Below are 21,676 nucleotides of genomic sequence, written 5' to 3'. Positions count from 1 at the left end.
CAAACTTTTCGTACTTTTGCCCCTTCAATTTGTTATAAACGCCAAATAGTAAATAGTCAATCGTCAAATAGTAAATAAAAATATGTTGACCAAAGTAATAGAACAATCCAAGATAGACCATTTCACCAAATGGTTTGACCGTGCAGACAAGATAGTAATAGTTTCGCATGTGGGTCCCGACGGGGACGCCATCGGCTCTTCTCTGGGCTTGTGGCACTTCTTCAGCTCGCAGGGAAAGACGGCGAATGTTATTGTGCCGAACGCCTTTCCCGACTTCTTGAAATGGATGCCCGGGAGCAAGGACATCCTTCTGTACGACCGCTACAAGGAGTTTGCCGACAAGCTGCTTGCCGAGGCGGATGTCATTTGTTGTCTGGACTTTAATGCTATCCATCGTATAGATGCCATGGGTGACGCTGTTCTTGCATCCCCGGCAAGAAAAATACTGATAGACCATCATCTCCATCCGGAGGATTTCTGCAAGATTATCATTTCCCATCCGGAGATATCTTCCACTTCGGAACTGGTTTTCCGCCTGATTTGCCGTATGGGCTATTTCAGTGACATTTCAAGGGAAGGAGCAGAGTGCATCTATACGGGTATGATGACGGATACCGGCGGGTTCACTTATAATTCCAATAATCGGGAAATCTATTTCATCATCAGCGAACTGTTGTCGAAAGGTATTGACAAGGACGAGATTTACCGCAAGGTGTTCAATACTTATTCAGAAAGCCGTTTGCGCCTAATGGGGTATGTGCTGTCACAAATGAAGGTTTATCCAAACTATCATGCAGCCTTAATTTCCCTGACTAAAGCCGAACAAGGCCAATTTGACTATGTACGTGGAGATAGTGAGGGGTTTGTGAACATTCCTTTAAGCATCAAAGGGGTAATTTTCTCTTGCTTCCTGCGTGAAGATACGGAGAAGCCGATGATAAAGATTTCTTTACGTTCGGTCGGTACATTCCCTTGCAATCAGCTGGCTGCCGAGTTCTTTGGCGGCGGCGGTCATTTGAATGCTTCCGGCGGTGAATTTTATGGAACGATGGATGAGGCCCGCAAGGTCTTTGAGCAGGCTTTGGAGAAATACAAACTGCTGCTGAATGCCAAAGGATAAAAAAAGTTCAGTTGTAAAGGTTAAAAGTTACGAACTTTCTATCCGCAGCTTTCAACTTTCAAGGAAATCAGATACTTTTGTACGAAATTACTAAATAACAGAAATGAAGAAACTTACTTTATTCTTTTTTGCCTTACTTGCAGTTTGTTTAGCCTTCCAGGCATGCGATAATTCTAAAACTTATGCCGAAATGCTTGAGGAAGAAAAAGATGCCATCAAAGCATTTATCAAAGACAGTAGCATTGTCGTTATTTCTCAAAGTGAATTCTATGCGCAAGATTCGACAACGGATGTAAGCAGGAATGAGTATGTGCAGCTGGCAAGCGGGGTGTATATGCAGATTGTGGATAAAGGTTCGACGAATCCTGCAGATACAGTTAAACCGAATGATTTGATTTTGGTGCGCTTTGAAGAACAAGGGTTGATAGCTGTTGGAGGGGTGAAATCGTATATAACCAATATGAATAGTCCGACTGTTGTGGATGAGTTTAGATATTCTGTTACTTCTTCGTCTATTGCCGGACTTTTCACTCAAGGCTATATGCTTATATATCATGGTTCGTCTGTACCTGCTGGCTGGCTGGTTGCGTTGAATTATATTCGTAACGGAGCACATGTGAAGCTGATTGTTCCTTCCAAGATGGGACAGTCGGATGCTATGCGGGACGTTCATCCTTATTATTACGATTTACATAAACTCCAAATTTGGAACTAACCGATAAATTTTAAATCATTAACCTATGACTCTAATCAAATCTATTTCTGGAATCCGCGGAACAATTGGCGGTGGTGCTGGCGAGGGATTGAATCCGCTCGACATTGTGAAGTTCACTTCAGCTTATGCTACCCTGATTCGTAAGACGTGTACTGTAAAAAGTAACAAAATCGTGGTAGGGCGTGATGCCCGCATCTCTGGCGAGATGGTCAAGAACGTAGTAGTCGGTACCTTGATGGGTATGGGCTGGGATGTAGTGGATATTGATTTGGCTTCTACTCCGACTACCGAGCTGGCTGTAACCATGGAAGGTGCCAGTGGAGGTATTATTCTGACTGCCTCACACAATCCCAAGCAGTGGAATGCGTTGAAACTGCTGAATGAAAAGGGCGAATTTCTGAACGCTGCCGAAGGCCAGGAAGTACTCCACATTGCCGCCGCCGAAGAATTCGACTATGCCGAAGTGGACCAACTTGGCTCGTACCGTCAGGATTTAAGCTACAACCAGAAACACATCGACAGCGTATTGGCACTTGACCTCGTAGATGTGGAAGCTATCCGAAAGGCAAACTTCCGTGTAGCCATCGATTGTGTAAACTCTGTAGGTGGTATTATTCTGCCGCAACTACTTGAACAACTTGGCGTTCAGCACGTAGAGAAGCTCTATTGCGAACCGACCGGTAACTTCCAGCATAATCCCGAGCCTTTGGAAAAGAACTTGGGTGACATCATGAACCTGATGAAAGGGGGGAAGGCAGATGTTGCATTTGTTGTAGACCCTGATGTAGACCGCCTGGCAATGATTTGCGAAGACGGCAAGATGTACGGTGAAGAATATACACTGGTTACTGTTGCCGACTACGTATTGAAACATACTCCGGGCAATACGGTATCCAATTTGAGTTCGACCCGTGCCTTGCGCGATGTAACTCGCAAGTATGGGCAAGAATATTACGCTTCTGCCGTAGGTGAAGTGAATGTAACTACCAAAATGAAGGAAGTAGGTGCCGTTATCGGTGGCGAAGGAAACGGTGGGGTAATTTATCCGGCCAGCCACTATGGACGTGATGCCTTGGTAGGTATTGCCTTGTTCTTGAGCCATCTGGCACACGAAGGTAAGAAGGTGAGCGAACTCCGTGCATCCTATCCTGCATACTTCATGGCAAAGAATCGTGTAGACTTGACTCCTGAAACAGATGTAGATGCTATTCTTGCCAAGGTGAAGGAGCTGTATAAGAATGAAGAAATCAATGATATAGACGGTGTGAAGATTGACTTCCCCGACAAATGGGTTCATCTGCGTAAGAGCAATACGGAACCGATTATCCGTGTCTATAGTGAGGCTGCCACACCGGAGGCTGCCGAGGAAATCGGCCAGCAGATTATGAAGGTGATTGAAGACCTGGCTAAATAAGGCCGAACGAAATGTTATAATGAATGTCCCACTTTCCCGTGAAAGAGAAGTGGGACTTTTTTTAAACCTTCCCATGAACTCCTCCATCAAACTACTACTATGAATGGTATTTTAGATTCTATAGGCTCAGCAATAACCACTGTCAGTGACTTTGTCTGCGGGTATCCCTTATTTATCCTTCTGATAGGGGGAGGACTTTTCTTGTTCTTTTATTCCGGAGCTGTGTCCCTCTGCCGCATCGGATATTCGATAAAGGCCTTGCGCTATAAATCGGAAGTGGCGGGCGAAGGACAAATCAGTTCTTTCCAGGCCTTGATGAGCGCCATAGCGTCAACAGTGGGTATGGGGAATATTGCGGGGGTGGCTATCGCTATTACGGTAGGAGGTCCTGGAGCCATTTTTTGGATGTGGGTAAGTGCCGTTGTGGGTATGTCCACCAAATTCTTTGAAGGGGCTCTTGCCATTATGTACAAAGGGCACGATTCTGCCGGAGAACCGCAAGGGGGGACGATGTATATCATTCTTCATGGGTTGGGCGAACGCTGGAAACCGTTTGCTTATTTCTTTGCGGTGGTGGGGTTGATAGGTACGTTGTGTGTAATGCAAGCCAATCAGTTGGTCGAGTCTGTCACTACGGTATTTACTACTCCGGCAGGAATAGAGAATACACTCGGCCTGCGTTTTGTGATGGGTGTTGTCATCAGCCTGGTGGTAGGGGCGGTCATTATCGGTGGCATCCGGCGCATTTCGGTTATCTCGGCTAAAATAGTGCCGGTGATGGTTACTTGCTATATGCTGCTTGTCTTCGTTGTTCTTTGTTTGAATTTTGATAAGTTGCCGGGAGTGTTGGCTTCCATTTTCCAGTCTGCCTTCAGCCTGGAAGCCGGTATCGGTGGAATTTTGGGAACTGCACTGACTGGTGCCCGCCGTGCTGCCTACGTCAATGAAGCAGGCGTAGGTACGGCCTCTATGATGCATGGCGCCTCCCGTAATGACAATCCCATTCGTGAGGGGCTGGTAGCCATGATTGGACCGGCCATCGACTCGGGGCTTGTTTGTACATTGACGGCCTTCCCTATTCTTATAGCTGGAAACTATGCGTCGGAAGGAGGCATAAAAGGCCTTTATATTGCTTTGAATTCTTTTGAGCAGCTCCTTCCCGGCTATGGGCATTATCTGTTGATGGTGATGGTCTTTTTCTTTGCCTTTTCTACCATGTTCTCTTATTCGTATTATGGACTGAAGTGCACCAACTTCTTGTTTGGTGCGGAGAATGCCAAGTATTATAACTACTTCTATTTGGTGATGATTGTTGTGGCTGCCATGATTCCGTTGGGAGCAGTGGTTGCCATCATGGATTTGGCTTTTGCCTTGATGGCATTGCCTACGATGACGTCACTGCTGTTACTTGCTCCACGGGTCAGGAGAAAGATGAAGGAATATTTTGCGAACTGATAGAAAGCAGCTTCCACTACAAGTTGATGACCTTTCCTATCTCTCCTTCAAAATTCGGGGTGAATACACCTTTGCCGATATTTGCCTTGATTTCATCGGGGCTCCAAAAACGTCCTCCGTCCAGCTCGTCACTGGGATGTATTTCACCGTCGTAGACAGTTTTGTGTACGAAGACCAGTTCCTTTTCGCGGGCAGACTCGAAGACGTAATGCATGACGGTTTCGGGAATAAAGTCGGTAATGCCGAGCTCTTCGCGTACTTCGCGTTTTAGCGCCATCTCTACACTTTCACCTAAATCGACGTGTCCGCCTACGGAGGTGTCCCACTTCCCCGGTTGTATGTCTTTCCATTCGGGACGTTTCTGTAGATACAACTCACCTTTGGAATTGAATACATGAAGATGGATTACCGGATGAAGCAGTTTGCTACCGTTATGGCATTCGCCACGGGTGGCGGCACCTGTGATGTTGCCTTGTTCGTCGACAAGGGGGAACATCTCTTGATTGTTATCGTGGTTCATTGTGCTTAGGGTATTAATAATGATGAATCTCCATAGCTCAGGAAGCGGAAATCATGTGCCAGTGCATAGTTGTAAATCTTCGGCCAATCACCGTGTACGAAAGCTGATACGAGCAGCAGCAAGGTACTTTGCGGTTGGTGGAAATTAGTCACCATAGCCTTCACGATTTTGTATTCATATCCCGGAGCGATAATGATTTGAGTGCTGGTATGCATAGCCTCCATGCTATGTCTGTCCAGATAGGCAGCAATGGCTTGCAGGGCTTCTACTGCAGAGGTGGCGGTGGCCTTGGCAGACATTTCATAAGGTTGCCATTGGTGGACGTGCAAGTCTTCCTCTGTGGCTTCTGGATTATTCAGTAAAGTGACTCCGATGTGATAAAGGCTTTCCAATGTGCGCACTGAAGTTGTTCCTACGGCCACTGCCTTGCCGCCGTGTACTATGAGTTTTTCCAATGTGTTGCGCGAGACAGAGATGTATTCCGTATGCATTTCGTGCCCTTCTATTTCTTCACTTTTCACCGGTTTGAAGGTTCCGGCTCCCACATGGAGTGTCAGCTCTTCCAATTCTACTCCTTTATTGCGCAATGCGTCCAATACGCGTGGGGTGAAATGCAGTCCCGCTGTAGGGGCAGCCACCGAACCTTTGATTTTGGAGTAGACAGTCTGGTAAGTCTCCTTGTCACTTTCCTGGGTCTCCCGGTTCAAGTAGGGGGGGATGGGCAATTCACCGAAGACCTCGAGAATGTCGGCAAAAGTCACTTCCGGATTATTCCAGCGGAAATTTATCCAATGGCTGGTTCCGTGGCATTCGCCCCGTTCGGCGGTTAGGGTGAGTGGCTTGCCTTTCACGGTCATCTCACGTCTCAGCATGCCTTCCTTCCATTTTTTCAGGTTGCCGACCATGCAGAGCCAGGCGGCATGCTCGGTTTGCTGGAAGTTGAGGGCGTAGTCGTTCGGCTGTATGGGTTCCAGGCAGAATACTTCAATCAGTGCGCCCGTTTCTTTCCGGAAATGCAGGCGTGCTTGGATGACTTTGGTATTGTTGAATATCATCAGGCTTCCCGATGGCAGATACTCCGGCAGTGAAGTGAATCTGTCTTCTGAAACTTCTCCGTGGCGATACAATAACAGTTTGGACTGGTCACGTACGGACAATGGGAACTTTGCAATGCGTTCGTCCGGCAACGGGTAGTTGAATTCGCTGATTCTGATATGTCTGGGGTCTTCTTTCATGATGGCTTTCTCTTTATAATATCGGCTGCAAAGGTACGGATATTTGGGAAGATTTGAAGAATAAGGGAAATAATTCCTAACTTTGCAGGAAGAAAGTAGGAAAAGACAAACTAAAAGATAAGTTACTATGAAGATAGGAGATAAAGTTCGTTTCCTCAGCGAAGTTGGGGGCGGTGTTGTGACAGGATTTCAAGGGAAAAACATCGTGTTGGTGGAAGATGCCGACGGTTTTGACATACCGATGCCCATAAACGAATGTGTGGTGATAGAGACCGATGATTATAATATCCCCACTCCGGCAGCCAAAGCGGCTGCCAAGAAGAAGCGGGAAGAAGAGCAACAATTGCGCACGGCCGCTACTGCGGCAAGGCCGTCTGCTATGGAGTCTCAGGTTTCAGAGCCTCAATCGGTCCGTTTGGAGAAACCGCAGATATCTGTTTATCGTCAGCCCGAGATGAAAGGTGGAGATATCTTGAATGTTTTTCTGGCTTTTGTTCCGGAGGATATCAAGGCTGTCAGCACTACACCTTTCGAGACATATTTGGTGAACGATAGTAATTATTATATGTATTATACCTATTCGAGTGCCGAAGGAAAGTCCTGGACAGCCCGTTCGCATGGTTTGATAGAGCCGAATACGAAACTTCTGCTGGAGGAGTTCGAAAAGTCCGAGTTGAACGACCGTGAACGTGTGATGGTACAGCTGGTGGCATTCAAAGATAACCGTGCGTTCACAATGAAACCGGCTGTCAGTGTGGAAGTCCGCATAGATATGGTAAAGTTCTATAAACTGCATACATTCCAGCAGACGGTTTTCTTTGAAACACCGGCCTTGGTGTATGATATTGTCCGGAATGACCAGCCTGTCAAGCAGGTGTATGTTTCGGCAGAGGAACTGAAGGAGGCTTTGATACAGAAAAAAACGGCAGATACTCCGTCCAAACCGCAGACGGTCATCAAGCGTGGTGGCAAGAATGGGATTGTCGAGATTGACCTGCATATCGGCGAGTTGCTGGATGACACCTGCGGTATGAGCAACAGCGAAATATTGAATTACCAGCTGGATAAGTTTCGTGAAGTGATGGAACAATACAAAAAAAAGCGCGAACAACGCATCGTCTTTATTCACGGCAAGGGAGATGGAGTGCTGCGTAAAGCCTTGCTGGACGAGCTGAAACGTAAATATCCTGACTGCCGCCATCAGGATGCTTCGTTCCAGGAGTATGGATTTGGGGCGACGATGGTGACGATTAAATAAAATCAAGTATTTGAATAGTGAATAGGGCAGTTCAAACATTGGAATGCCCTATTCATTATTTATAGTCTGACATTGACTCTTGTATTTTTCCTTATGTGTATTTCTTGAGTGGAAGGATTGGACTGCATCATTTCTGATTCTATTTGCTGGATTGCTCTTTTGGCTTTGTGTACAAACCTGCCTTTGGGATATTTTCGCAAATATTCTTCGTAATCTGCTACCGACTGGCAACTATAGAAGAGGCGTTCTTCATTTTCTCTTCTGACTTCTCTTATATCAGTAATGGGAAGAACTGGCTGTGAAGAAGGTTGTGGATGCGGGTGGACAATCTGTTTTTTAGGTTCCTCTTGGAACTGTTCAAGTTTTGCAGTATCCGTTTTTACCGAGTCCATAACGATGTTTTCTTCTCTATTTATTGGGGAGATTGGATTTACCTTGTTTCCCAAAAATTGTTTTATAAAGTTTGCATGAGATGAGGAGGGGTATTCTTTTAGAAAATCTCTGTAGTCTTCTTCTGTACGGCATGCAGCGTACTTGCGCTCTTCTTCAAGGTGTCTAAAGTATATGGAACCTCCTTTGACAAGCAATAGAATCAATACTATACCAAGGCCGGTCCATCCTGCTATGCGTTTATGCATGTTCGAAGGACAGAACTTTTCTTTAAGGCGTGGTGATGTTGTTTTAGGAAAAAGTGGAGCAATAGGCTTCAGCTGTACTGAAGGAGAGTCTGTCTTTGTTTGTTTTAGTATGGAGCAAGCAAACTCATAGGCTTGTTGGGCTGTGGGGCGGTCCCAAGTGTTGAGGGCAAGGCATGCGTGAACAAACTGGGACAGTTGGGAAGAATATTTCTCATCTAATGCTGGAATATGTGCACCATTCAGTTGGACACAACCTCCCATACCTTCCCATAATACAAGACCAGTGGATAATTCATAAACACTCATCCCTAAAGACCATATATCGCTGGTAGCCACAATCAGTGGTTTCTCTGCAAAACGTTCTGGTCCCATATAGGCAAGTGTTCCGGAACTTTCTACTTTGTTGATACTTTTACGAAAAGTATGCTCCAGTTTACGGCTGATGCCAAAATCTGAGATGATGAATTTGTCATCATCCCCTATCAAAATATTATCGGGTTTTATATCTTGATGAATGATAGGAGGATTCTGATTATGAAGAAACATCAATCCGCATGATACATCGCGTATGAAGCGCCAGATTTGCTTTTCAGACATTTTGCCTTTCAAGCTCGCTGAGGACCCTTTGGGACAGTAAGGCATTACCAAAAAAGGGCACTGTCCAAAAACATCAAAATGATTAAGGTGCAGTAGATTGGGATGGTGTAATTTGTAGGCAAGTTTGAATTCTTCCCGGAAATCTTTTATGCCGTTGTCATCCAACAGTCCGTACAACTTTATGGCAACGTCTACATCTGCCAATATATTTCGGGCAAGCCAGACTTCACCAAAGCTTCCGACTCCTAATAGTTTCTTCAGCTGATAGTGTTCAGCAAATATATCACCATTTTTCAGTTGCATAGTTTCACAATAGTAATCAATCTGTTAGGGTAGTGTTAGTAGTGTCTGTCTCTGTAACTAGAACCGTATCTGCCTGATATAGTATCGTTTTCCATTTTGCATATTGCTGTGGATTTCTATATAAATAGAAGCCTGCCGCTAAAGCCAGTACCAGGAGTAACAGAAGAATTTTCCGGATTTTGTGGTGGTTGGGTTTGCTGAACACTGTATTATTCAACTTTACTTTGGGCTCGGTATCCTGTAGCATGATGTGGCATAACACAATCGTAATATTGTCATATCCACCTGCTTCAAGAGCAGCTTCTATCAACCTATCCTTGCATGTCATTAAATCATCCTGGTTCTCTTCTATAATTTGCATTATCTCTTCGTCGTGGCATAAACCACATAACCCATCACTACACAGTAGGAGAGTATCGCCATCCTTTAAATTATAGGAACGGAAATCGGGATTGGAACGATTGGTCGGGTCTCCCAAACAGCGGGTAATGATATTACTGTAAGGATGGTCAAACGCATTTTCAGGATCTAGTTTTCCCTGATCTACTAAATCTTGTACATAGGAATGGTCTTTAGATAAACGGCAAAAACCTGAATTGCCATTGAATACATAACAACGACTGTCGCCACACCAACAGATATAGGCTTTATCGTTCAATATCCAAGCAATGACAATAGTAGTACCCATTCCCTGGGTACTACTATCTTCTTTACTTGCATTGACAATATTTAAATCAGCGGTTTTGACAGTTCTGCTCAGAAATTCTTCAACGGCTTCTTCTGAGGTAACAATGCCTTCCTGCGTAACGATATCTCCTAAATTCTCGGGGGTGAATGCATTTTGCACCGTCTCAATGGCTATGGCAGAAGCAACTTCTCCGGCATTGGTGCCGCCCATTCCGTCGGCCACTACCAATATGCTGCCATACCGTCCTAAAGAAATGGGCTCTATCGATTGGGGGATAATCCACTCTGATTGGCATAAATCACGATTGACAACAAAATTGTCTTCGTTGTTTTTCCTGACTAAACCAACATTGGTACCTGCCGCTAATTTAATGCTTATCTCGGACATGTTTAATTTTAATGTATTAAATTTCTGATTGGAACTAAACGATCCTTACCCTCTATGCTTCCTACCATGAAACCCACTACTTTGTAAGAACCATTTTCTAGAAGGAATGCTGGAGAACCATAATAACCGGGCTCTGCCACACGATTCTGTAATATGGTAGTCTCATATTTTGTGTCGGCTATATTGGTATGGTCATTGAAATGAGCCGGAGTAAGATTATGAATATCAGCATAACCTGCATAGCCCACCATTTGAACTTCTGTACCTCCACTCATGTTGTCTGCGGCGGTAATGTCGTAAGGCAATCCCTCACCATAAACGCCTTTTCCTCTAATGTATGCCCAACTGTTGGCAGCAGGGGTAACAATGCTGACACTGATATATTTCCTACGTGTATAGGTCAATTTTATCCCATGTTCCCTTAGTTGTACCCTGATGGATTTATCTACTTCTATTTCGGTCACTTGTACATCATTTCGTCCGTCTTTGGCAAAATCGCTACTGGTAAATGTCAGAGGCTTTCCAGTTCCTTTGGTACTGTATGCGCGGTAATGGATAATGATATTACATCCTGCTCCTTTGTATACAGCCAATAGTTTACGCCATGGGTCTTTCCACTCTGTGTTGGAGTATATCCATGGCTCGACATTCTGTCTGTCTGTTACAAACATTCCGTTTGATAGCATGAAGCCAGTTCCGCAGATTATATCTGAAACTTGTATGCCCGGATCAAACTTTGTTCCATTATATTCGATTTCAATACGGTCGACTTTAATTGTATAGATATAATCATAATAATCTTTCAAATCTCCTGAAGCATTACTGTCTTGTTCATCTGCTATATCAGGGTCTTCATAATATTGGTCTTTGGAGAGTCTGGTGCCTTCTTGTATATTTGCGTTAATGGCATTGCTTGAATTCTCAATGCTTTTAGTGCTTATGCTGTTTGAGAGATTGTCCAAGTCTGATTTGACCTTATAGAAACTTGCATTGACATTCTTTAATTGACCATTAACGTTGTCCAACTGTGCTTTTAAGGCCTCTGCGTTACCGTCACTGTTTCGTAATTTGGCCTCTAACTCCCGTTGCTGTGCTTCTAGAGATGCCCTTTCGGTTCCCAGTGAATCCAATTGGTTTTGGTATCCTTTCAGTTGAAGTTCTTGTTCTTCTGTCTTCTGTGCCAACAAATCATTTTTTACACCTAAACTGTAGTTCCAGGCAGCCAATCCTGCCACCGCCAGTACGAAAACAATTCCCATGATTGTTAATGCGGTCTTGTAGGGGCGTAAGGCTTGTTTGCGGAAAAGGCTCATTCTCTCAGTCAATCCAATGCTGGAAGTTAATGCTTGGCGACCTTGTGGAACAATGAATCCCAAGCGTGGTCCGCCAACGGATAATTGTATTTCATCTCCTGTTTGTAAATAGTAGGACCCATTTATAGGATGTCCGTTGACCAATGTCGGATTGGAGTGTGAAAGGTGGATAAGTTTCCAGTTTTCACCGTCGCGTACAATTGCAGCATGTTTGCGGCTAACTGTTTCGAAACTTTCATCAAAGCGTACTTGGCAGGAAGCGTCTCTACCTAATTCTACTTGGTCGACAATGATTTTTTGGGATTCTCCCGCTTGATGATACTTTGAAGAGGTCTTGTGCTCCAAAATAAAGTAAGTTCTACCAGAAGCACCCATTAATGCCCCCATACCAGCCCCTACTGAGCCGGCTAAGGTACGTTTGTAATTTTGTGTATCCATACTACTTGATATATAATTAATAGTTTTCAAATCTCATTTTTACATCTCCAATGGAGATGATATCTCCAATTTTCAGTATATGCCCTTGTTTGGTGACTTGGGTGGAATTGACATAAGTCCCATTACTAGACTCCTGCCACAACTTTAACTCCTTCTGCCATTGCCCGTCTCGAATAATCCATTTATCAGTGGCGGGATTTGTTTCTATTGTGCAATGATGGCGTGATATATAGGCACTTTGCTGTTCTGTTATATGTAGCAGATTGTCGCGTTCTCTCCCGATAGTAAGGATTCTATTGCCATATTTTATAAGTTCACTTAATTGATATATTTTTCCGTACTCTTCACCTTGCATAATACGTATACAGAAACCATTGACTGTTTGCGGTGGACAATATCCTCTTTCCATAGGGACTTGGCTTATTGCTGGCAGGTGTTCCAACACCTCTTGCACAGACTGGAAACGTTTTTTGAAATCTGGATTAAGACATCCTGCAAAGAGTTGCTGCCACTGCTCTCTATGTTTCAACTGTGTCAATTTCTGCCGGTTCCAATCTCCATTTTTCCCACGTTTCTGGTATAGTGCCAATTCATTATGACTGCTCAATTCGCCAAAGGGCAAACTGCCAGTTAATAATTGAAAGGCTAATACTCCAAAAGAAAAAATGTCCGTAGTGGGTAGGACAGTGGCCTCACCTCGCATGCGGTTCACTTGTTCTGGCGGCATATATGCATAAGTCCCGAAGATTTGGTTGGGTTTACCAAAAATATTGCGTTCAGTCATACGTTTGTTTCTATCCCCTGCTATACCGAAATCTGTCAACGCAGCGATTCCGTTACTCTTGAAAAGGACATTCTCCGGCTTTAGGTCACGGTGAACCTTGCCTCTGGTATGCAAAGCATGTAAACCTATTAGAATTTGTTGGCAAATTAGAGGAATCTTACTGCTTCCAGAACCTAAATAAGGTGTTAAATCTCCTCCGGAACAGTATTCCATTACAATATAAGGGTTGCCTCCAACTGTACCGTAGTCCAATGAACGCACTAAATAGTCACAATCAATTTGCCCAGTTTTGAATTCCATCTCGAAACGTTCCATTAATGGTTTACGTATTTCAGGAGGAACTTCCCATAATCTCAGTAGTTTAAGCGCATAATCTTTGCTTGCGCTGTCCGTAACCCGATATACTTTACCGAATGAACCTTCGCCTAATGTTTGGGAAACCCTATAACGGTTATTGATATATTCCCCTACATTATAATCACATCTGTCGACAGTCCGGTTATTCACAAGAGGTTATATTTAGTCACATTCAAACTTGAATCTTCGGTCACCTAGTACAATGATATCATCCGGTATGATTTCTATTTTTCTGTTTACCTGGATATAGGTCGTTTGAAGCATACTTCGGTCAAGCAGATACCAATGACCATCATCGAAAACTATTTCAGCTTGTTCCTTTGAGGTGATTGTACGATTAGACATTTCTGTATTTTCCCGGTTCAAGATGATGGAGTTCCCTTCATATTCAAATCTTTCCGGAAGAATGTTCTCTTCTTCTTCCGGTATAATTGTTAATGAACAGTGAGGTTTGGTTTCCGGTTCTGTCTCTGTGATGTTCTTTATTTGTCGGCGTATGGTTGGCCGATGTACGCGGACACCGCAGTTCGGGCAAAAAGAGCAGGTTATTGCTATCTTACTTCCACATTCATGACAGAGCATTTTCTCTTCAGAAACGGAAGGTACTTCCTCTTCTACTCTTATTGTTTTGTATTCATTGTTTGTTGATATGTTTGCTCTTTTTAATGGAGTTCCGCAGCAAGGGCAACTTGTGAAATCTCCTACTACCGGGTAATTGCAATTGGGACATTCTATAATTGGCTGTACAACAGTAGAATGATTCTCTTCTTCATTTGTTGTGGAAAACACCACAGTTTTTCTGCATTTTTCTTCATTGGAGCTGACATTCAATACTGTCGGTTTGGGTATAGCTTCTCCATGGCCTTCTTTTGAAATAAAAATGTCCTGACTATTGGCATAATTCTCCGGCATTCGCAAAGGTTGCCCGCATTTTAGGCATACTGTTGTGTTGGAAAGGTTGTCCCAACCGCAATTCATACATCTCATAAGATTTTACTTTAATAATGGAATTACTTTGTATAAATCAGAGTTTCTCACCATTGTCGGTTTACCATGAATTTAGAATAGACCTCCCTTTTTCTGGGAGAGAATAATTGAAGATATTTTTCCTCCTTTGCTTTTAACTATGAGAGTTCCTTCTCTGGCCTTCTTGGTTTTTCCCACTTTTAGAATGAGTTTGCCACGGTCTTTTGCTATAGCTTCACACCATTCAGGAATATCTGCAACTTCCCATTCGGCATTGGAGTCTACTTGCAGTTCCTTAATTTCTCCTTTGGAGCCGAATTCCAATTTATCTAATGCGATATTAATGAATTCTTCTTGGCCACCTTGGGTAACACTGACCGTAGCTTTCATCTTTTCATTACTGATTGTAATGGTGGCTTTACGTTCGGTAGTCAGCCAATTGGTCTGGCAGCTTATGGAGAGTTTCTTCTCACCGGGAGTCACTTGACACCAGTCTGCATCTGATATTGCAGTCCATTGTTCTGGAAGACTTTCTATTTTTATACTTTCTGCAGTCTTTGTCTCACACCCAAATTCCAGGCTTTTTCTGTCTATGGTAAGTCTGGTGATTTCGGCAGGAGGCGCTGGCTTGGGAGCGGGATTTATTTTTTCCTCACACTCTTTGATTTTATTTTTGCATGCTTGCTCCAGATTGCTGTCGCATTTCATGGCTGCTTTAAAACTTTTAATAGCGTCTCTGTATCTTCCTCTTTTCATGTATGTCTCTCCCTTTTGATAGATGGAGGCGCATTGCCCCCATATACTTATTGGCATAGAGAGAGCGAACGCTAAAACAATCAGTCTGATAAGTTTATTCATTTTCATTGTTGTCTATGTTTATATATGGTTCTATTTTTTTTGCACGGTCTTCAAAAGTCTGGGCTGCTACGGCTTGGTCAAGGTCTTTCATGATATTTGCCTTTTCTTTAAAAACATGATAGGCAGAATCCAGTATGGCCTCTACTTGCTGTTTCAGTTCTGTTGCATTTAAGTATATTTTTGCGGAGATGGAATCTTTGTAATAATTTATTTGTCGGTATTTGCCAATGGCATTTATGTAAAAATCCTCAAATACGGAATCATTGTTTTGCTTTAAAGTGTCAATGTCAAATCGGAAAACATCTCCTTGTATTTTAGAGTTTTCGCCTTCTTGAATGATTGACAGACACATTTTGTCGTAATCAATCGTTGGAGTCGGTTCCGGTATGGATTCCACTATTGGTTCTTTGCCGCTTATTAGCGAAAAGATGATGACAATTGTTGCGAATATAGCTGTGATTGCTGCTACGACTATAACTTTTTTGCGTTTCCCTTTGTCTTGATAGAGTGACATCTTATTTATGTCAGAAGAGTGTGCGCTAATGGAATCCTCATGGGTTTTGTCCTCTTCCTCTTGCAAAGTATCATGGCTGTTGTTTGACAGACTAAAGGGGACGGGACTTCCATTGATATGTTGGGAAGTGTAGTCTGCAATTTGTCTGGCTGTGGGTCTGTCCCATGGATTTAAGGCAAGGCACTTGTAAATGATATCCTTTAATTCTTGAGAAAAGTCTTCGTTGATAAGTGGAATGTCTGCACCGTTTTTTTGCAATACGCCTCCATGATCACCATAGGGCGGCATACCGGTTAGAAGCTCATACATTGTTGCTCCCAATGACCAAATGTCACTGGCCATAATAGGGGCGGGAGATGGACCAAAACGTTCTGGTCCCATATAGGCCAAAGTTCCTCCACTGGATTCTTGGCCTTGGTTCCTGCGTAATGTACTTCTAATCCGTGCGCTGATTCCGAAATCCGTAATCATATACCTATTCTCATCATTAATCAGAATATTATCGGGTTTTATATCCTGATGGATAACCGGGGGAGTTTTTGCATGAAGATAAGCCAGTCCCTCTGCAACATCATGGAGCAAATGCCAGCTTTCCGTTTCTGTTATCCGGTTGTTGTCAGTAAGGTATTGGAAGGCCGAACCATTTTTGCAAAAAGGCAAAATCAGGTATGGCATCCGTTCCCAGCAGTCATAATAAGTAGGATGCAGTAAATTGGTATGATTCATATCAAATACGAGGGAGAACTCTTGTGTGAAAAGGGATATCCCCGCATCGTCAAGCCCCATCCCCGGAGCATATATTTTTATGGCGACCTTAACATCCGTAAGTTTGTCTTGTGCCAGCCAAACTTCAGAAAATCCTCCTCTTCCTAGTTGTTTGAGTAGCTCGTATCTATCTGCTATGATTTGTCCACTGTCTAACATAGAACTTATAAATTATGTAAAAGAACTGTTTTCTTTTGGAAACAGCCTTTCTTTGTGTGATTGTATTATTTTGTTTGATTGAGTATATTCGCAATTCTTTATCCACAAAGTAATTAATAAAAATGTAAATAAGAAAATGAGAAAAAGTTTGAAATGTACTAAAATGTTGTTTTAATGGCTTATGTAGCTAAATATTGTACTATGATGTGATTTTTTGTTTCGTTTTAATAAAGCGGTAGCGTATGCTCTTTTGTGGTTGAGAAATACGCCTTATGCTTGACGGTATTTCGCAAAAATATTTTAAGTTTGCAGATGTATTGAATAAATAATCTAATTACGAGAAACATGGGAGAGAGGATGGATAAGCGAATTCGATTTTATATTTATTGGATATTAGGGTTTGTGCTTCTAGGAGCTTGTGCGCCCGGAGATAAAGAGGACGTATACACAGAAATGAGAGCTTTTGAGGATTTTTCCCATATAAATGGAGATTCTGTGGCCATTGTGCCCCGAAAGGTAAGGTTGAAGGCTTTTCAAAAGATGGAAGAGGCAAAGGATAGCTTGGTCAAGTATAATTATCTGGCAATGACACTGAAAACATATTTGATTACTTCACAGCTTGATTCGGCACAAATCGTAATCCAGCAGATACATGACTTTATAGAAAGGCAGCATAGTTCTTCTCAAATGGCAGATTTGGAGTCTGAATGTTTCAATATGAAGGGAAATATCTTTGCACGTGTTGGGAATATGGATTCTGCCGAAATTTGTTTCCGGAAGGCTTATGAATTACGGATGAGAGGGACTAGGATTGAAGTGGTGCCGGATATTTTGATGAATCTTGCTGATGCGAATAACCGTTTAGGAAAATTGGATATAGGGGCAGCTTGGTATAGGAGAGCTTTATTGATGTGCGACTCTTTGCATATAGCTTCTACCAAGAAACCTCCCATTTATTATGGTTTGGCACAAGTATATGTTACCATGCGTGATTTTGAACAGTGTGATTACTATTATAATCTAGCAGGAGAAAGCTATGACAGTATGCTACCTTATGAAAAATATATTTATTTGAATAATAGAGGGACTTCTTACTATTATAGGGAGGATTACCAGACAGCGATAAAATATTTCCAAAAGGTTATTGATTTAGTCGAAGGATATGCTGATATGAGTTTTGAACTTAATCTGGGGAGGTTGAATTTAGGAGACTGTTATCTTCAACTGAATATGGTTGATTTGGCTGTTAAATATATAAATGAATGCCAACTTTTTTTTGAGGAAATGGGGGTAAGTACTGCACTATATTATATCGATACGCAGAAAATAGAATTGGCTCTGCTTCAGAAAGACTTTCAAGAGGCACGTCGTTTATTGTCCGAGAGTGTAGTCCCTCCGGGCATCGACCCTGATATGGTACATATCCGTAATAAATACCTTCAGCAGTTTTACGAGGAAACCGGCAACTACAAGAGGGCTTATCACTATCTGCAGAGGAACAACCAGCTTGATGATTCTATCAGGAATGAGCGTGTCCGGATGCGTACGGCAGACTTGACTTTGCGTTATCAGCAGGATTCTACCTTGATGGCACATCGGGTTTTGCTTCAAGAGCAGAAAAACGAGGTGCTGGTGCTGAGGCAGACACAGTTTGTCGTGTTTGCTGTAGCTGTTGTATCTATATTGACGGCGGTTTTCCTTTATCTGTACAGCAAAAAGAAACGTGCTTTGTTGCTTGCACGGAATCATCGCACAGTCTCTACACTTCGTCTGGAGAATATCCGTAACCGCTTGTCCCCTCATTTCATCTTCAATGTGCTGAACCGGGAGATGGCGGAGCGGAATGTGGAAGAAAAGCAAGAGCTTTCGTCGCTGGTAAAACTGATGCGTCGCAATCTGGAATTGGCGGAACAACTGTGTGTAACCTTGGCAGAGGAGCTGGATTTTGTGAAAACATATATTAATCTGGAACGCCGTTCTTTAGGTCCGGATTTTCATTCGGAACTGAAGATAGAAAAGGATGTGCAGCCGGAGCAAATAAGGATTCCGTCTATGATGATTCAAATTCCGGTTGAAAATGCAGTGAAGCATGCGTTGCGCGAGAAGGAAGGTGAACGTAATCTTTGGGTTTCGGTCTGTCGCCGGGGAAACGGTATCTGTATAAAGATAACGGATAATGGTGGCGGTTATCGTCCGGACAGTCGGAACCGGGGCACGGGGACGGGAATGAAAGTCATTATGCAGACCATTCAGATTCTCAACAATAAGAACAAGGAGGCCATTGATGTTTCAGTACACAATGTCTCTCTACAGAGTGGTGAGATGGGCTGTGAGGTGACTTTCTGGTTGCCTGACAACTACGATTACGGAATTTAAAAGAACCGTTTAATCTTATTTTTTGCAAGGATAGGCATGTTTACGGATAAATAGTCCGTAAATGGCCTTCTATTGCTTTGTATGGGAGTAGGATTATGTATATATTCGCGAGAAGAAAAACATAAAAGGAACATGGATAAATATAAGGTTGCAATAGTTGACGACGATGAGGTGGCTCTTGAGAATCTGAGTTTTGAATTGGGAAAGGATGCACGCTTCTTTTTGAAAGGAACTGCCCGTAATGGTAAACAAGGGAAAAAACTCATTGCCAAGGTACAGCCGGATTTGTTGTTCTTGGATGTGGAACTGCCGGACATGACTGGAATGGAATTACTGCAGGAAATACGTGACAGTGTTTCGTGGAATATGCGGATTGTTTTCTATACGGCTTATGATAAGTACATGATTCAGGCTATCCGGGAGGCTGCGTTCGACTATCTGCTGAAACCTTTTGAAGAGCAGGAGTTGCGGGATATTCTTGCGCGTTTTGTAGAGCAGGCAGAGGCTGGGCAGAGAATGTCATATCCCATTGGTGCACCGTTGCATACCGGACAGACATTTATCGTATTTACGCCAACTAATGATATGCGTGCGTTGCGTCCGGCTGAAATCGGCTTTTTTCGCTATTGTTCCGAGCGCAAACAATGGGAGGTGATACTAAACAACCAGCCGCCGTTGGTGTTGCGTCGCGGAATGACTGCTGAGCAGATTACTCAATATTCATCCAGTTTCGTGCAGATACATCAATCGTATATTATCAATATTGATTATCTGATGATTATAAAGGATAGCAAATGCATGCTTTATCCACCATTTGACAAAGTGACGGAACTGCTGGTTTCCAGAAAGTATAAGAAAGAGCTGCAAGACAGATTCTGCTTGTAAAGTGATAAGAATTATTTGGTTAGGGAGTTGACGCCGCAGGTTTTGGTGGCGTTGACGTAAAGAAAAGGCATTGAACCTCTAAAGTCCAATGCCTTTTTATTTATCAAATACTATTTTCGTATTTATCAGAAGCGAAGTTTATTTCACTTCGATACCTTTGTTCTGCAGTGTGACGTTCAATACTCTGGCATAATCAGCATACTGCTTTTCATTCAGAGTCTTTTTCATCAACTTCAGATTACCATAAACTGCATTACGGAGTAACTTCTCCTGATTCTTCTTGGAATTTGTAGCGCGTTCCATCTGTTCTGTAAAATATTCGCAGATGTTTGCCACTTCTTCATGCTGGTTGGAATCCAGATTCAAATACTTGCTCAACTTTGTTATGTTGATGTTACCTTCCCATTTTGCAGTTGTAGGTTGGTTTCCTGCTGCAAATGTTGTAGCAGTCAGGCAGACTGCTGCCACTAATGTTAATCCTAAACGTTTCATAATACCTACTTTTTAATTGTTATTCCTAAAAACTAATCTCAATCTAATACCTATTGAAAACTCTCTAAGCGCTTAGCTTTTTCTTTTTACCTATGCAAATATAGGTATATGTTTTATAACACAAAAATGAATACGTAAAAAGTGTAGTTTATACCTTCATTTCTTGACTTAAATCAATTTTGTAGTGTGAAAATGCTTTATTTGGATGCTTTTTGTAATACGAATGTAATGTAGGTTAAATAAAATTCAGTTTATTGTAATGGATAAAAGGATTTTTATTAGTCAAAATGTTATTGCCAAACAGTTTCGGGCAATTCTATGATTACTCTGCTTTCAGAGCAGACTCCCACAAAGCCTAATCCACCTATGACGTTGCAAGGCAGACTGATAGGTTCCATTAAAGCATCGTCGTAATCCCCATCATCCAGGCAGTTTAAGGCTTTCAGGTAGCGGTATTCGGCTTCAGTGATGCTAAGCAGCCGTACGGTGATGGTTTGTTTGCGGGATATATGGTCGTAGTAGTGTCCCTCTACCGGATAATATTCTTGGTAGAGAGGGGTATATACTTTTAATGTGGCATACGAATCACGGAAAGTGTTATCATTGAATATATTGTATTTGTTATTGATGGTGGGAAACAATTCATTTTCTTCATCATCATAGTTTCCGGGATGGCCGTCAGTCAGTATAACATCTTCCCGGTTAATGATTTCGTTCTGCCGGGGAGCAAGGATGGTGGTGTCTCTGGGTATGAAGGCCCAATGCCAAGAGCCGTCCTCGTCTTCCACTTTGATGAGGCTGCCGTTTTCATCTTCCAGGTATTCTTTCCATTTGCAATAGTAACTACGGTCATTCCAAATGTCCAGCCGGTAGTAGTTCTTCTCGTTGGGGCGGTCTTGCAATGTAATTTTGTATTGGCGGTAAAGGGTTTGTCCGCTGTACTCGCGCAGGTAGGCCAGGCAAGTGTCCACGTGCAGGCTCTCTATCGGTTGTGGCACGGTGACCTCGGCACTGGCATGGTATTTCCCGTTTTCGGCAGTGGCTTCCAGACGTATGTTGTCGCCGGGATGCAGTGTGCTGGTCAGACGATATTTCTTGAAACGTATACTTTTCAGTAATGATTCATAAATGTCCTTATCAAGTTCTCCTTCCAGATGCCCATAAATTTCTTCCGGGGAAACCGCTTTCGGAGTTTCTGCTATTTTGCCATTGATGTAGAGGGAAAGAGTTGCTTCGTTCAAATGCTCAATACTATAGCCCTCGCCTAAATGGAGATAGACATCATTCTCAGCTTGTCCGGTTTCGAGCAAGGCGTTCATGATGATTTGCGGATCTTGTTGTCCGGGATTGTAAGGAATCTCGTTTTCGCAGGCTGTTAGGAAGCCTACAATAGTTATGTATATAATAAGGTGTAATTTCATTTTTGTTTTCATATGCCG

The 21,676-nt window shown here is 42.9% G+C and carries 18 protein-coding genes; 7 read left to right on the top strand and 11 right to left on the bottom strand.

Going from position 1 to position 21,676, the window contains the following annotated elements:
* Positions 1–82 precede the first annotated feature (82 nt).
* From DWZ03_RS17030 to DWZ03_RS17015, 4 genes are all read left to right on the top strand, one after another.
* Complete coding sequence (locus DWZ03_RS17030) at positions 83–1,120, top strand: DHH family phosphoesterase (protein ID WP_120130436.1); 1,038 nt, start codon at positions 83–85, stop codon at positions 1,118–1,120.
* Positions 1,121–1,223: 103 nt separating this feature from the next.
* Complete coding sequence (locus DWZ03_RS17025) at positions 1,224–1,835, top strand: DUF4827 domain-containing protein (protein WP_005830068.1); 612 nt, start codon at positions 1,224–1,226, stop codon at positions 1,833–1,835.
* A gap of 25 nt (positions 1,836–1,860) precedes the next feature.
* Positions 1,861–3,249: a phosphoglucosamine mutase gene (gene glmM / locus DWZ03_RS17020; RefSeq protein ID WP_120130435.1), complete on the top strand. Its 1,389-nt coding sequence runs from the start codon at positions 1,861–1,863 to the stop codon at positions 3,247–3,249.
* A 99-nt stretch (positions 3,250–3,348) separates the two neighbouring features.
* Positions 3,349–4,704, top strand: a complete 1,356-nt coding sequence (locus DWZ03_RS17015; RefSeq protein ID WP_120130434.1) for an alanine/glycine:cation symporter family protein — start codon at positions 3,349–3,351, stop codon at positions 4,702–4,704.
* A gap of 16 nt (positions 4,705–4,720) precedes the next feature.
* Here DWZ03_RS17015 and DWZ03_RS17010 read toward each other — a convergent pair whose 3' ends face one another.
* Together DWZ03_RS17010 and DWZ03_RS17005 are read right to left on the bottom strand one after the other, a co-directional pair.
* A complete protein-coding gene (locus DWZ03_RS17010; protein WP_005830075.1) occupies positions 4,721–5,224 on the bottom strand; it encodes an NUDIX hydrolase in 504 nt (167 codons plus the stop codon).
* 5 nt (positions 5,225–5,229) lie between these two features.
* Positions 5,230–6,459: an S-adenosylmethionine:tRNA ribosyltransferase-isomerase gene (locus DWZ03_RS17005; protein WP_087331621.1), complete on the bottom strand. Its 1,230-nt coding sequence runs from the start codon at positions 6,457–6,459 to the stop codon at positions 5,230–5,232.
* Positions 6,460–6,586: 127 nt separating this feature from the next.
* On the opposite strand from DWZ03_RS17005, the gene DWZ03_RS17000 reads away from it, so the two are divergent.
* A complete protein-coding gene (locus tag DWZ03_RS17000; protein WP_057087163.1) occupies positions 6,587–7,717 on the top strand; it encodes a DUF2027 domain-containing protein in 1,131 nt (376 codons plus the stop codon).
* 59 nt (positions 7,718–7,776) lie between these two features.
* Here the strand turns inward: DWZ03_RS17000 and DWZ03_RS16995 are convergent, their stop codons facing one another.
* The 7 genes from DWZ03_RS16995 to DWZ03_RS16965 all read right to left on the bottom strand — a co-directional run bounded on the left by DWZ03_RS16995 (position 7,777) and on the right by DWZ03_RS16965 (position 16,484).
* Positions 7,777–9,255 carry a serine/threonine-protein kinase gene (locus tag DWZ03_RS16995; protein ID WP_005833302.1) on the bottom strand — a complete coding sequence of 493 codons (1,479 nt, stop codon included), beginning with the start codon at positions 9,253–9,255 and terminating at the stop codon, positions 7,777–7,779.
* Positions 9,256–9,271: 16 nt separating this feature from the next.
* Positions 9,272–10,330, bottom strand: coding sequence for a PP2C family protein-serine/threonine phosphatase (locus DWZ03_RS16990; protein WP_044467752.1), 1,059 nt, complete (start codon positions 10,328–10,330; stop codon positions 9,272–9,274).
* An 8-nt stretch (positions 10,331–10,338) separates the two neighbouring features.
* Positions 10,339–12,081 carry an FHA domain-containing protein gene (locus DWZ03_RS16985; RefSeq protein WP_120130433.1) on the bottom strand — a complete coding sequence of 581 codons (1,743 nt, stop codon included), beginning with the start codon at positions 12,079–12,081 and terminating at the stop codon, positions 10,339–10,341.
* 16 nt (positions 12,082–12,097) lie between these two features.
* Positions 12,098–13,372, bottom strand: coding sequence for an FHA domain-containing serine/threonine-protein kinase (locus DWZ03_RS16980; RefSeq protein WP_005830090.1), 1,275 nt, complete (start codon positions 13,370–13,372; stop codon positions 12,098–12,100).
* A 12-nt stretch (positions 13,373–13,384) separates the two neighbouring features.
* The gene (locus DWZ03_RS16975) at positions 13,385–14,209 is read right to left on the bottom strand and encodes a double zinc ribbon domain-containing protein (RefSeq protein WP_016273066.1); all 825 of its coding nucleotides are present in this window, start codon (positions 14,207–14,209) and stop codon (positions 13,385–13,387) included.
* Positions 14,210–14,281: 72 nt separating this feature from the next.
* Complete coding sequence (locus tag DWZ03_RS16970) at positions 14,282–15,052, bottom strand: BACON domain-containing protein (RefSeq protein ID WP_005830094.1); 771 nt, start codon at positions 15,050–15,052, stop codon at positions 14,282–14,284.
* Positions 15,039–16,484, bottom strand: coding sequence for a serine/threonine protein kinase (locus tag DWZ03_RS16965; protein WP_120130432.1), 1,446 nt, complete (start codon positions 16,482–16,484; stop codon positions 15,039–15,041). Before DWZ03_RS16965 ends, DWZ03_RS16970 begins: the two co-directional genes overlap by 14 nt.
* Positions 16,485–16,829: 345 nt before the next feature.
* Between DWZ03_RS16965 and DWZ03_RS16960 the strand changes: the two genes are divergently transcribed.
* Both DWZ03_RS16960 and DWZ03_RS16955 read left to right on the top strand, forming a co-directional pair.
* The gene (locus DWZ03_RS16960; RefSeq protein ID WP_119957951.1) at positions 16,830–18,860 is read left to right on the top strand and encodes a histidine kinase; all 2,031 of its coding nucleotides are present in this window, start codon (positions 16,830–16,832) and stop codon (positions 18,858–18,860) included.
* 132 nt (positions 18,861–18,992) lie between these two features.
* Entirely contained in the window at positions 18,993–19,745 is a 753-nt protein-coding gene (locus DWZ03_RS16955) for a LytR/AlgR family response regulator transcription factor (RefSeq protein WP_005833286.1), read from the top strand.
* A 138-nt stretch (positions 19,746–19,883) separates the two neighbouring features.
* On the opposite strand, the gene DWZ03_RS16950 is transcribed toward DWZ03_RS16955, so the two are convergent.
* A complete protein-coding gene (locus DWZ03_RS16950; RefSeq protein WP_005830102.1) occupies positions 19,884–20,237 on the bottom strand; it encodes a hypothetical protein in 354 nt (117 codons plus the stop codon).
* Between the two features lie 290 nt (positions 20,238–20,527).
* Positions 20,528–21,670: a DUF4249 domain-containing protein gene (locus tag DWZ03_RS16945; RefSeq protein ID WP_120130431.1), complete on the bottom strand. Its 1,143-nt coding sequence runs from the start codon at positions 21,668–21,670 to the stop codon at positions 20,528–20,530.
* Positions 21,671–21,676 lie beyond the last annotated feature (6 nt).

The organism is Bacteroides sp. AF29-11 (assembly GCF_003602895.1).
Classification (GTDB): Bacteria; Bacteroidota; Bacteroidia; order Bacteroidales; family Bacteroidaceae; genus Bacteroides; species Bacteroides uniformis.
This window is presented reverse-complemented; position numbering and strand designations above follow the sequence as displayed.